This is a genomic window from Haloarcula mannanilytica (genome assembly GCF_005406125.1).
Lineage (GTDB): Archaea > Halobacteriota > Halobacteria > Halobacteriales > Haloarculaceae > Haloarcula > Haloarcula mannanilytica.
In genome coordinates this window covers 23,501-34,602 of the sequence record NZ_BIXZ01000015.1, presented here as the reverse complement: position 1 = coordinate 34,602, position 11,102 = coordinate 23,501, and the positions used below count along the sequence as shown (strand labels likewise).

Annotated in this window: 13 protein-coding genes, 2 pseudogenes and 1 CRISPR repeat array (1 of these 16 cut by a window edge); of the genes and pseudogenes, 8 read left to right on the top strand and 7 right to left on the bottom strand. The window is 55.8% G+C overall.

The features are described 5' to 3' along the window. The 4 genes from Harman_RS20170 to Harman_RS20155 form a co-directional block, all read right to left on the bottom strand. A partial coding sequence (locus Harman_RS20170) for a DUF5817 domain-containing protein (RefSeq protein WP_235007282.1) occupies positions 1 to 1,272 on the bottom strand: 1,272 nt, incomplete at its 3' end. Between the two features lie 622 nt (positions 1,273 to 1,894). Continuing rightward, entirely contained in the window at positions 1,895 to 2,107 is a 213-nt protein-coding gene (locus Harman_RS20165; protein WP_137685480.1) for a hypothetical protein, read from the bottom strand. Beyond that, positions 2,107 to 2,406 carry a hypothetical protein gene (locus Harman_RS20160; RefSeq protein WP_137685479.1) on the bottom strand — a complete coding sequence of 100 codons (300 nt, stop codon included), beginning with the start codon at positions 2,404 to 2,406 and terminating at the stop codon, positions 2,107 to 2,109. The genes Harman_RS20165 and Harman_RS20160 overlap by 1 nt, the downstream gene beginning before the upstream one ends. 619 nt (positions 2,407 to 3,025) lie before the next feature. Next, on the bottom strand, positions 3,026 to 3,337 hold the full coding sequence (locus tag Harman_RS20155) for a PadR family transcriptional regulator (RefSeq protein ID WP_137685478.1): 312 nt from the start codon (positions 3,335 to 3,337) through the stop codon (positions 3,026 to 3,028). Between the two features lie 277 nt (positions 3,338 to 3,614). On the opposite strand from Harman_RS20155, the gene Harman_RS20150 reads away from it, so the two are divergent. The 3 genes from Harman_RS20150 to Harman_RS20135 all read left to right on the top strand — a co-directional run bounded on the left by Harman_RS20150 (position 3,615) and on the right by Harman_RS20135 (position 4,818). Further along, entirely contained in the window at positions 3,615 to 3,995 is a 381-nt protein-coding gene (locus Harman_RS20150) for a MarR family winged helix-turn-helix transcriptional regulator (protein ID WP_327411453.1), read from the top strand. A gap of 350 nt (positions 3,996 to 4,345) precedes the next feature. Further along, positions 4,346 to 4,639: a hypothetical protein gene (locus Harman_RS20140; RefSeq protein ID WP_137685475.1), complete on the top strand. Its 294-nt coding sequence runs from the start codon at positions 4,346 to 4,348 to the stop codon at positions 4,637 to 4,639. After that, positions 4,636 to 4,818, top strand: a complete 183-nt coding sequence (locus tag Harman_RS20135) for a hypothetical protein (RefSeq protein ID WP_137685474.1) — start codon at positions 4,636 to 4,638, stop codon at positions 4,816 to 4,818. Before Harman_RS20140 ends, Harman_RS20135 begins: the two co-directional genes overlap by 4 nt. Positions 4,819 to 4,949: 131 nt before the next feature. Here Harman_RS20135 and Harman_RS20130 read toward each other — a convergent pair whose 3' ends face one another. Then, entirely contained in the window at positions 4,950 to 5,585 is a 636-nt protein-coding gene (locus Harman_RS20130) for a hypothetical protein (RefSeq protein WP_137685473.1), read from the bottom strand. Then, positions 5,512 to 6,018: a restriction endonuclease gene (locus tag Harman_RS20125; protein ID WP_137685472.1), complete on the bottom strand. Its 507-nt coding sequence runs from the start codon at positions 6,016 to 6,018 to the stop codon at positions 5,512 to 5,514. The genes Harman_RS20130 and Harman_RS20125 overlap by 74 nt, the downstream gene beginning before the upstream one ends. A 280-nt stretch (positions 6,019 to 6,298) precedes the next feature. On the opposite strand from Harman_RS20125, the gene Harman_RS20120 reads away from it, so the two are divergent. Continuing rightward, positions 6,299 to 6,481, top strand: coding sequence for a hypothetical protein (locus Harman_RS20120; protein WP_137685471.1), 183 nt, complete (start codon positions 6,299 to 6,301; stop codon positions 6,479 to 6,481). Between the two features lie 61 nt (positions 6,482 to 6,542). Here the strand turns inward: Harman_RS20120 and Harman_RS20115 are convergent, their stop codons facing one another. Continuing rightward, the gene (locus Harman_RS20115; protein ID WP_137685470.1) at positions 6,543 to 7,364 is read right to left on the bottom strand and encodes a toll/interleukin-1 receptor domain-containing protein; all 822 of its coding nucleotides are present in this window, start codon (positions 7,362 to 7,364) and stop codon (positions 6,543 to 6,545) included. Between the two features lie 108 nt (positions 7,365 to 7,472). On the opposite strand from Harman_RS20115, the gene Harman_RS20110 reads away from it, so the two are divergent. The 4 genes and pseudogenes from Harman_RS20110 to Harman_RS20090 all read left to right on the top strand — a co-directional run bounded on the left by Harman_RS20110 (position 7,473) and on the right by Harman_RS20090 (position 9,497). Then, on the top strand, positions 7,473 to 8,213 hold the full coding sequence (locus tag Harman_RS20110) for a hypothetical protein (protein WP_160140721.1): 741 nt from the start codon (positions 7,473 to 7,475) through the stop codon (positions 8,211 to 8,213). A gap of 81 nt (positions 8,214 to 8,294) precedes the next feature. Beyond that, positions 8,295 to 8,481, top strand: a pseudogene (locus tag Harman_RS22095) (hypothetical protein). Positions 8,482 to 8,985: 504 nt separating this feature from the next. Beyond that, a pseudogene (locus tag Harman_RS21830) lies at positions 8,986 to 9,249 on the top strand (hypothetical protein); the annotation flags it as partial. Beyond that, positions 9,246 to 9,497, top strand: a complete 252-nt coding sequence (locus Harman_RS20090; protein ID WP_137685467.1) for a hypothetical protein — start codon at positions 9,246 to 9,248, stop codon at positions 9,495 to 9,497. The pseudogene Harman_RS21830 and the gene Harman_RS20090, both read left to right, overlap by 4 nt. 117 nt (positions 9,498 to 9,614) lie before the next feature. After that, positions 9,615 to 11,102: direct repeats of the CRISPR family, unit length 30 nt; unit sequence GTTACAGACGGACCCTTGGGCGGTTGAAGC; it runs 1,419 nt beyond the window's last position.

Genomic DNA, 11,102 nt, shown 5'->3' with positions numbered 1-11,102 from the left:
CGTCTGGGCTCGATTGTCGTCAACCCACCCCCACGCCTCTTCGTCCAGCTGGGCGTCGGCTTCGTCGTCGTCGGCGTTCCCATCACGCCGGGAGGAATACCCGGCCTCAGTAAGGAACGCGAAGCGCTCAGCCCACGCTGGGATCGTCCTCTCGTCGTCTGCGTCGAGTGCCCGCAGCGTCAGCCGACGGACGCGCTGCCGGACGCCGGGCGACATCTGGATGCGTACATCCAGCCCCTCGGCAAGCACATCCAGCAGCCCAAGCGCGCGCTTGATCGTCTCGCGGTCAGCTGCCGTCCAGGCCTCACCATCAAGGATGAACGTGACGGGCAGTGGCGTCTCGCGTTCGGCGTGGACCGCGACCAGCGAATGACGCAGCGCCTCGACGCCGGCGTTGAACGGCCCGCGACTCGTGCCAGTGGTGGTGAGCGTCCGCTGAATCCGCTCGAATTGCTCGGTGCCGTTGAACCCGCGCTGGGCCCGGTAGCAATCATTGTCCCACAGGAGCGCGTAGCGGGCCGCCGCGTCGAGATATGCACGTGCTTCCTCGATGGCCCCGGTAGATGAATCAGCGTCTTCGAGCTCGGCGACCTCCTCGACGAGGACACGCTGGACGAACCGCGGCACCTCGTAGTTGCTCTGTCGGGGGTCCGCGGGATCGGGGCCCGCCTCGTGAAGCACTGCGAGATCCTGGACGCACCGGGCCGTCGTCGGGATGAGGTCTGCAAGGAGATCGCCCAGCCACTCGGAGGTCTGTGGCGCCACATCGTGGTAGGTCAACCCGGTAATTGAGAGCTGACCCCGAGGGTCCAGCAGGGCAATCCCCGGTTCCTCGGCCGCGTCAGGATACGCTCGGCCACGCAGCTGTGGTTTGTCCGCAACGTCGACATCGACATCGGGCCCAGCGTCTGGCTGGGTCGCCGAGACCGAAGCGGACGTCGTCGACGTCGAGGAAGACGCACCGCAGAGTTCGTCGACGAGCTCGTCGTCGAGGCCCATCCCGTCCAGGTACTCCCGATCATCGATGACCGGGTCCGTGGCCGCCTGGTCCCAATACGCGCGCAGGTCTGCATCCGCTTCACCGCGGCGTGACGCCAGCAGTGCGGATCGGCGTTGTGCGGCGACTTCTCGGTCCTCGGCCGTCGCGAGCGATCGGAGTTGGTCGTGGTCATGCGTCTGGCCACAGGTCAGACACGTGCTCGATGCACCGCCCGTGTCGTCGATGATCCAGAGCGCCGAGCAGTCCGTACAGCCGACGACGGCGTAGGTCATCCGCTATCGCCCCCACGAGCGAGTGCGCTGCTGGAGTATCGCCCATCATCGCGACGGCAGTCACGGTGAGATAGCGCTCCACAGCGCATGTCGCAGGTGAGAGTGATGGCTCTCGAACGGGCCGGGCCCGCTAGCCCGACCGCCAGATCTACTGGAGAGTCGACTGACCCTTCGGTAGCGTGGAGGGATCCTGCCATTCGCTGCGCTTACGACGTTCTCACGGCTCTCCGGCCAGCTGTGCTGCCCCACGACTGCGCAGAGATGACTCTGGCTGTGGGGAAATGCTTATGATGGGTGCGCAGGAAGAATGAGGTGATCATGCCTCGGGGGCGAATCGACGCCCCCGTTCTTCCTGCGTCCACTTCGATTAGTGGTGGGTGTGTCCTTGCTTGATACCGAAAAGTGACATTCCGTCCCGTATTAAATCCCCCGCACAAATTGACATCGTGTCTGACGCCCGTCTTGCGCTTCTGCCAGCCAGCTGAATAGTTCACAGCGGCCAGTGAACCCGCTATATTTCGGATTCCTGAATCAACAGTCCTGCTGTGATCGAGGGGGGCGGCGCGGTCGGCGTCGGTCCCAACGTCGTGGTCGACGCCGTAGTGGTTCCCGTGGCCGGCGGTCATCCCTCGATCACCGCCCGGCGCTCGATGACGACGTCGTGGGCGTAGTCACCGCGGCGGTACTGCTCGTAGTAGTTCTCGACGGTGGGGAAGTCGGTCGTCCACTCCGTGTAGTGGGTGAGGTCACCGACCATGTAGCGGAGTCGCCACTCGTCGGGCTGTGCGGGCGCTGTGTCCCGTTCAGTCGCGACTGTGGTGTCGGCCCGGGCCATCACTCTTCACCTCCGTCGAACGGTCCAGGATGGCTACTGTCGCGTTCGACGAGCGTGCAGTCTGTCCTCGGCACGGTGAAGGACATGCACTCGTCAGCGCGCTCGACGGCGGTGGCCAGCTCCCGGCGCGTGGCTGTGTCCGGTTCGGACGCTCGCAGCCGGTGAACGGTCTCGCTCGCAAGATCCGCGAGCAAGACACCCGTGATGAGTTCGGGATCCTGCGAACAGACCAGCAGGAAGGGGTCGCTGTCGGTGGTCGTGATGGCGACGATCTCGCCAACGGTGGGCTGGGGTGTCATCGACCCACCTCCCCGTGGCGTGAGGAACCAGTCAGCGGCCGAGATGTGGTCGGAGAATCGAGTCGCTGTGGGGCAATATCGTAGCGGTTTTGGTTACCAACCCTATACCAATCGATTGGGTTCTGGTCTCCGCTCCATTTCCCCTTGAATTCCCTAGAATTCATCGATTGGCCCGGGGTCAGAACCTGTCGTCGTGGATGACGACTTCGGATGGTGGACACGCCACTCCCCCCATTCCATGGCTGCCCACCATCTTTCTGCTGCTTTCCATGGTGGAGCTGTGTGTTCTGGCGGCGTGTGGATAGATCGAAAACTGCGTTGGGTTTCCTGTTGAGGACTGACTGGCTACCGAATATAACTCTCAGCCGGCCGCATCTGTACGAATGGGTGCCATAAAAACTAATTATTGGATATACATTATTTCTAAACGGGTTCGGATCGTTGCGCCACTCGCTTACACAGACCGACTGCGCCAGCGAGTAGGCCGAATCCAGAACCCGCCCGTGCCTCTGACAACACCGGCTTCCGGGCGACTCGCTGTGTCCCCAATGTCGCCCGGATTTTGCTTCTTGGTAAGAATATAAAACATGTTTGATATTGTTGTGATGATAATCAATACTCACTGCTGGTCACCTCCAACGACGGGTCGGGGCCGCTCACAGAGGCTGGCGAGCGTGTCAGCCTGTTGCTGGAGCTCTTGTCTGCCAGCGTCAGTCAACGTATACACGTTCGTGCGAGCGTCGAGTTCGTCACGGGTGATGAGGTCCAGCTCGGCGAGCTGGTCGAGGTTCTGGTAGAGGCGGCTGTGGTTGATCGGGTCGGCGTAGCGCTCGTCGAGGTAGAGCGCGAGGCCATACGGCTCGTCGTCGACGCCGGCGATGGCTTCCAGCAGATCGCGCTGGAAGCCAGTCAGTTCGTAGTAGGTCGTCATTGGTGACCTCCGGTGGGATGCATCTGGCTGGCACTGGGACAGGACATGGTAAGAGTCTGGGGCGCGCGTGAACGGAAGTCGATTTTCGGCGACCGATTCTTGTCTGTGGGCCGCTGTGGCGTGTTCGTGGGCCGCTTAGGCGATGAACGGAAGATGAACGGAAGTGAGCGGAAGTGCCGCCGTCTGGCGGTTTCCGAATGAACGGAAATCGAGGCTGGCGAGCGATGCGACTCTTCGTGGGTGGGCTGGTCTGCTGTCATAGGTTCGATGCGACGCTGTGTGCGAGAGTAGGCGTCGCTTATTTTGTGATGTTACACCCGACACCCATAATACTTGCTCTAGAAGAACACTTGTAGAGAGACATTACTATGTCCGAACCGACCAAAATGTTCTCAAAGTGTCTAAGCCCGGACCAGACCCAACGGTCACCAAAATCGACGTTTTGAAAGAAATTAGGCTAGCTTATCCACCAGTTCAGGCCCCTAAAGATCTCGCTGAACGCTTGGAGATTAGCAATACGGCAGTCAGCAATAAGCTAAAAGATATGGAGAAAAACGGGTGGGTCGAATCAGAGCGTGTGGGGCGTGCCCGGGTGTATTGGATAACAGACGATGGGCGAGCTCAGTTAGATCCAGAGTTCTCGTCAGGCAACCAGTAGACAACTGCATTTCCTACTTTGTGACGTTCTATGCGAACATCTGGCCCCATTGATTGCAAACGCTGTCGGATTCGAGTTTTAGACAATCCAACCCGCGTAGCAATGTCTGAGGTAGTCACAAACGGCTTCTCTACATCTTCAAAACATTCGAGTAGTTCCTTATCACTGACTTGTCGCTCTGGGCCTCGGGCAGACATCTTGTCTCATTCGATAGTTGTTTTTCTAGGGCAATAGTTTTTTGTTTGCCCAGCCCAACAGTATTAGATAGGAACACACGCGCCGCTGGTCGATTTCTCACGAAATCGCCCCGGTGTAGGAGCACCGAGGCGCGTGGTTCCGTCCAAGAACCAATGGCAACTACGCAATCCAATCCACAAGAACGTACCGCCCGCGAACTACTGACTCAGCGCCCACTCTTCCTGGGCGTTGACGGCGAGGGTGCCGCCCACTACTGGGACAGCTACGAGTTCGCCCTCGCTGTTGTTTCGGCCAGTGGGGAGGCAGAGAAGGTTGAGCTGTCGAAGACCCCCTTCGAGACGCTTTCGGAGTGGTGTGAGTATACTCGTGGCGAGCGTGGCTGGGACATCGGCCCCCACGTCGGCGGGTCGCTCGTCGGTGATCTCGTTCGGATGGTGGAAGCATGAACGGGCAGTCTGTGGCTGACGCGAACGGCTTCGTGTACGAGCCCGTGCGTGGTCCCAAGCGGAAGATCGAGTTCGAACCGCGGAGCGATGGTGGGTTTGAGCGCATCGAGGCCGTCTGGAACGGGTGTCAGTGGCGTGTGACCGGGCGGGAAGTCGTGACGACGATGCGGCGGATTTGAGCTCCAACCTGAAATTTACACTGGCAGGGCAAAGAAACGGCTGATCAGTACGTGTGCGTATCTCGCACGTCGTTACTGTCATAAGATGAGAATTCCAACAGAGCCAAATTTCTATACCATTCTGGACTTAGTCAGACTGATCTCCCCCAATGTCCGGCATCCCTCCAGATTTCATCAATCAGATCTTCTAACTGATCCTCTACGCTGGATTCGAACGAAGTGACTTCAACAGGTTCTGGGGTTAAGGGATCTGTGCTAAATACTTGGCCTTCGTCAACACTCCCACGGAATCCGCCAACGCCGATCCCCATTCCTTCAATACCCTGCAGTGACAGGGACACGTATATGGGCGTTTCAACCCCTTTCTCGCGCAGCTTTCTGAGGTATTTGTTTAGGCTATTGAATATGTATTTCTGAAAGTAGTCTGGGTTGATCAGCTCCTTATCACCTCTATCGAACGGCTCGATCTTACAGACCCCTTCCACACGGCCATCTCTGTACAAATCGGTGTACGCCTTGGATTCCGTTCCATCGGGGTTTGGAGCCCATCCAGTTATTCCGTCTCTGAACGGCTTTGTGTTCCAAGCGTTCAGTTTGATTGGTGATAGTTCATCATCTCGACCTAATTCGATATTATTGGCTCCGACCAATGCTGACCGGGGGACAATGTGCAGTATGACATTCGGCTCGTGTTCATAATTGACTGATAGACCGTCGTTGTTCTTGATTTTTCTTGATGCGTTGATCTCTCCATGATTCCAGTTCATCAAGCAATTTCGTTTCTGGACCATCGTCAGAGATACCGAAGAATTGCTTCCGTAGGTCGAGATGGTGGGCGTCAAGCTCTTTTTGTATTCTCAATCCATCAATTAGTTCGAAAGACCACGGGTATTCTGCTTCGACCCCGTTCTTCTTTTTGCCCTTCTTTTCGCCTCCAATGAACTCGTTAGTGACAAACACAAAGTGTTCGCAACTGAAATCGCCTGCTTCAACGTGTTTCTGTACTGTCTGAAGATCTTCATCAAGTTTGGATTCCCAGTCAGTTCGGAGGCTGTAGTGGAATACTGTGGTTTTGTCTCTCCGAAGAATAGAGTCTTTACCGCCGTCTCGGCCTTGGATACCTTGCGGGTCAAGTCCTTCATACCCGATTCTGGAGAGGAGGAGATTACAGAGATCTTCGAATGCGGAGAAGTCAGTCATTTCGCTTAGTTCGTCCCGCGTTCTACTGTACATAAACGCCCTGTTTGTGTCTGGATTAAAAATTCTTCACTGTACTTAGCGATTCCTCACTAGCGGTATCAGCAGTAATGACGTGACCGATATGCATCCTGTACTGTCCAATTCGGGACCTCGCTCAACGGTCTTAACCAACAAAGATCACTATATACCGGGAGTGTTGGTTAATCACGGAGTGCGGTCGGGATACCGGGATACAAGCCGGTGGGTTATCAGCCGACCAAGCCGCTCGGGTGATGAATGCATGAGCGAGGTGTCGGTCGCCGACGTGAATGGCATCGTGTACGAGCCTGTCAGGGGTCCCAAGTGGAAGATCGAGTTCGAGCCGCGGTCAGACGGTAGTTTCGAGCGCATCGAGGCCGTCTGGAACGGCTGTCAGTGGCGGATCACTGGCCGAGAGGTCGTGACGACGATGCGGCGGATTTGAATAGCGACCCACTCTTTCTCTCAAGAAATTGTGGAAAAGCTCAGCCAACAGGCCTACCGAATTACTGGACGAACCCAGATTTATAGTCGTCTCGATCATCCGAAAGTTCCTCCAATCGAGATTCCTCAACTCGAATCGTGAACTCCGCTTTGTTAGACCGAAGCTCTTGAATGTCGGATATAACGCCGTTGAGAGGCTCGTCATCAATCCGCTTGACGGTCATTGTTGTGCCCTTGGAACTGCTTGTGTAGTCGATCCCCCTATCCTCGTCCCGAATTTCTGTCGCTTCGAGTGATGTGAGATTAGAAGCGTTATGATTACGCCAAGACTCTATGGTCACCTCTTTGCCAACCTTGGGGTCAAACCGTCCCTGAAATGTGATATCTATATCTATGAATCCAGGACTTCCATCAGTACCTGTATCTCCGCCCCAATCATCAATTTCTCCCCGATCTTCCCTTACTATTTGGTAGATTGAAGCGGCGACACTCTGCACATTCTCCTTGTCAACCTCTTCGGCGACTAAATCAGCGAGGCTCGGACTTTGCTGGTAAACGTAGTCGTGACCGATATTATGCCAGAGGGGGAGAATCACATCATCTTCGTTGGTGTGTTTCTCAACAAGACCATTCAACTCCCATTCAGATGTTCCCTCAAAATAGCCTTTAGAGAGAATAACAACCCCATATTCCGATTGAGTAAGACCGTCGTCAATTGATTCGCGAATGCTACTTCCAATCGACATTTCGATATCATCAAGCCAGACCGCTATGCCCATTGAGGTCAATTCTTGGCCCAGGAGCTTTGCTACCTCTTTAGAATCGGAGTGTGAATACGATATGAATACGTCTTTTTCGTCTACATCGTCCGTTTCCGAAGCCATATCTTTGTAACTGTAGCGTTACGTGAAAGTTTTTGATATTGGTAGCATCTGTCTAATTTCTTAACAAAGCAGCTATTGATTATCAGGTAAAACCTTTTATAAATGTGGGTGCCGATTCTATCAGCAATTGCTGGAGCTGTGTTTGGACAGCTAATTCGATACGCCTTTGAGCGATATCAGAATAGACGACAGGCTATTTCAGAATGGCATGAAGACGCCATCACCCAAATTAGTCGAGGGCACGGAATTTGCGAAAGTGCGAGAGACCGTTCGGATTTGAATTATGGAAGCATATCCAACGAGTCAGCGAAGACAGCTCAAAAATTAAAAGAACTTGTCAACCCATATCCCAAAGGTCTGGACGATGAGACTGCAGAACAAGTACGGGCCCTGTATGTGGTATTCAGAAAATTATCGGCTCTGACTGAAGCCAGTGAAGAGAAATCAACTGACGACGCTCTCAACGAGATTTTTGAAATGGGACAGCAAGAGTACTCCCAATCAGACGGTCTTGATATGGGTGATGCAATAAATGAGTCGACAGAACATTCTCCTTTGATGGACAGACTACTTAGGAAATCAAACACCGACGCACAGATTTTTGGTTCACAATTCGGGAAGCAAATAGAAGAGGTTCAGACGCTTGAGGAGATGATTCAACAAATGGCTCCCCAGGTCGCTGATGATCAAGAAATGATTTCGCAGGCACTTGAGTCACAACTCATATCGGATGAGTGGGAAGATAGTCTCTCTCTCGGTGTCCGGATCTACCTCCAAATCGCAGCTAGTCTGTCCACAGAGGCTATAAACCATATTAGCGAGATAAACAATATGGAGACCGTTGCCTGATTGACACTCTGTTGGTCAACCATGTATCTGGGGTATTGGACTGCATGTTGACGGGTCGCTCGTCAGTAATCTCGTTTAGTGATGAGAATCATAAGCAAGCAGTCTGTCGTCGACGCGAAGGGCTTCGTGTACGAGCCAGTCCATGGTCCCAAGCGGACATCGAGTTCGAGCCGCGGAGCGATAGCGGCTTCGAGCGCATTGAGCCCGGAACGGCTGTCAGCGGCGGGTCACTGGCCGGGAGGTTGTGACGACGATGCGGCGGATTTGAGTACTGGTCCGACTCTTTTCACTGTGAAAGTTTAGAACAACTGACCACTAAGTCTGCGTATCTCATAGCACCCCCCACCCCTTGCAGAGGGATCGCGTATCACGGGAGAGGACGTTCTGCTGGGACGCACTGAGGCATTGTTTTGTATCTCGAACAGAAACGCGTCGCTCATGGTCCCCAATATCAGCGAAGTGTTGTTCAACGAGCCACAAGGCCGGCGAATCGGACTTTTCCAGTTCGGCCTGTCGCTTACCTTCTTGTGTATGTTCGCGTATGCCTGGAGTGTCGGCGACGCTGGCGAAACCCGATGGTTACTATTTATGATCGTCGGAACTGCGCTGTCGGGAATCGCCGAATCTCTCCCAGAGACCCAGCTACAGGCGGTAGGCGTACTCCGTTTTACCGCGGGACTCGTATTGCTGTGCGTCGTCGCTGCCCCGTTCCTCGGTCTCGGATTTATTATCGGAGGATAACCGCTGGTGTTGACGTTCTCTGTACTGACCGACTCTCGACCAACTACTCACCCAGGGCCGACCGTTGTTTCTCGGCGTCGACGGCGAGGGTGCAGCCCGCTACTGGGACAGCTATGAGTTCGCCGTTGCTGTTGTGTCGGTCGCTGGTGACGCCGAGAAGGTCGAGTTAGTCGATACGGCCTTCGAGACGCTTTCACAGTGGTGCGAATATACTCGGCGTGAGCGTGGCTGAGACATCGGGCCGCACATCGGTGGGTCGCTCGTCGACGATCTTGTTCGGGGTGTCGAAGCATGAGCTGTACCGTAGAAGAGCGGCGGCGTGTTCGTCGAGCTGCCCGAGCGATTCGTGACGAGGTCCCGACCGAGTCCGTGGACGTGCTTGCGCCGAGCGCCAGTCAGTACGATGCGTGGACGCTCGATGCTGTATTGAGGGACGTTGAGGGTGTACCGCCCGAAGTGCTTCGGGAGCTCGCGTTGGCTGGGTTGACGTTGCAGCCGATGCCATCACAGACGGAGTATCAGCACGTGGCGGCGACAGTGTAGGAGCATATCGCCGTGTGTTTCGTCGACCCCCCGGGGGTAGAGAGGATATTGCCGGTCGACGAAAATAGTGAAGTGAAACCACGCTAGAGATGGGCTGTGTCCCGGAAATCGGGCATGGTTACAGACGGACCCTTGGGCGGTTGAAGCCGCCAGAGCCTGTTGATCGAACTCCGCGAACACCAGGTTACAGACGGACCCTTGGGCGGTTGAAGCGCCAACGGCGAGATCTCCTACGTGTTCGGCACGTGTTACAGACGGACCCTTGGGCGGTTGAAGCTGGCGTTCGCGGCGATGGGTGGTGATGCGTGATGAGTTGTTACAGACGGACCCTTGGGCGGTTGAAGCTTGTCGAAGCAGTCCAGAGCGCTGGCGGCGACGAAAGTTACAGACGGACCCTTGGGCGGTTGAAGCCTTCTTTTGTGCGAGGTCCTTCCATTCCTCCAGTTCAGTTACAGACGGACCCTTGGGCGGTTGAAGCCCGATCGAGGTGTCCCAGCGTTAGGACAGTTGCCTGTTACAGACGGACCCTTGGGCGGTTGAAGCAGCACTTCGACTCCCCGACCGCGGACTCGGTAGACAGTTACAGACGGACCCTTGGGCGGTTGAAGCGTTGTGATGTGGGTCGCCGTGTGTGCCATCAGTTACCAGTTACAGACGGACCCTTGGGCGGTTGAAGCGCACCTTGAGGGAGTTGTACCCTGGCATCGGTTCCGTTACAGACGGACCCTTGGGCGGTTGAAGCGACAACGACAACGGCGGCAACGGCGGCTACCTGGCCGGTTACAGACGGACCCTTGGGCGGTTGAAGCGAGCTGATCTACGGACTGATCCAAGGGATAGCAAGAGTTACAGACGGACCCTTGGGCGGTTGAAGCGCGTCCGGTGTGAGGCCGGGTATGCCTACGAGACGCGTTACAGACGGACCCTTGGGCGGTTGAAGCTACAAAAAATACCACTACAGCAATGGGGTCGGGAACGGTTACAGACGGACCCTTGGGCGGTTGAAGCGACGGGATGTGCTTGAGTATCTCCTCCAGCGCTTCGTTACAGACGGACCCTTGGGCGGTTGAAGCGGGAGTAGATACCACAAAACGGCTGCAGACACAATTGTTACAGACGGACCCTTGGGCGGTTGAAGCGTCGGCCTGGGCGGCGTCCGGGTGGCCTTCGAGAAGGTTACAGACGGACCCTTGGGCGGTTGAAGCCTCCCGTACTCTACTCGGTCGGTCACAGTGTGGTGGTTACAGACGGACCCTTGGGCGGTTGAAGCATTATACTACCGTCGACGGGAATATATTCGCCGGTTACAGACGGACCCTTGGGCGGTTGAAGCTTTCAGGACCCAACCATGTCAGCACCCGAATCATCGGTTACAGACGGACCCTTGGGCGGTTGAAGCAGGCTGTTGAGTTCGACAATGAATCCGAGACGAAGCGTTACAGACGGACCCTTGGGCGGTTGAAGCCCGAAGATCATGCAGGAGAAGGTGGCTTCGACACTGTTACAGACGGACCCTTGGGCGGTTGAAGCGAGCGACAACAGCGACAACAACGCAGTCACGCCAGGTTACAGACGGACCCTTGGGCGGTTGAAGCATGCACTATT

Coding starts and splice junctions, on each gene's coding strand:
- Harman_RS20155 (WP_137685478.1), bottom strand. CDS start 3,337: ATGACGACCTACTACGAACTGACTGGCTTCCAGCGCGATCTGCTGGAA.
- Harman_RS20125 (WP_137685472.1), bottom strand. CDS start 6,018: ATGACTGACTTCTCCGCATTCGAAGATCTCTGTAATCTCCTCCTCTCC.
- Harman_RS20160 (WP_137685479.1), bottom strand. CDS start 2,406: ATGACACCCCAGCCCACCGTTGGCGAGATCGTCGCCATCACGACCACC.
- Harman_RS20165 (WP_137685480.1), bottom strand. CDS start 2,107: ATGGCCCGGGCCGACACCACAGTCGCGACTGAACGGGACACAGCGCCC.
- Harman_RS20120 (WP_137685471.1), top strand. CDS start 6,299: ATGAGCGAGGTGTCGGTCGCCGACGTGAATGGCATCGTGTACGAGCCT.
- Harman_RS20135 (WP_137685474.1), top strand. CDS start 4,636: ATGAACGGGCAGTCTGTGGCTGACGCGAACGGCTTCGTGTACGAGCCC.
- Harman_RS20140 (WP_137685475.1), top strand. CDS start 4,346: ATGGCAACTACGCAATCCAATCCACAAGAACGTACCGCCCGCGAACTA.
- Harman_RS20090 (WP_137685467.1), top strand. CDS start 9,246: ATGAGCTGTACCGTAGAAGAGCGGCGGCGTGTTCGTCGAGCTGCCCGA.
- Harman_RS20115 (WP_137685470.1), bottom strand. CDS start 7,364: ATGGCTTCGGAAACGGACGATGTAGACGAAAAAGACGTATTCATATCG.
- Harman_RS20130 (WP_137685473.1), bottom strand. CDS start 5,585: ATGAACTGGAATCATGGAGAGATCAACGCATCAAGAAAAATCAAGAAC.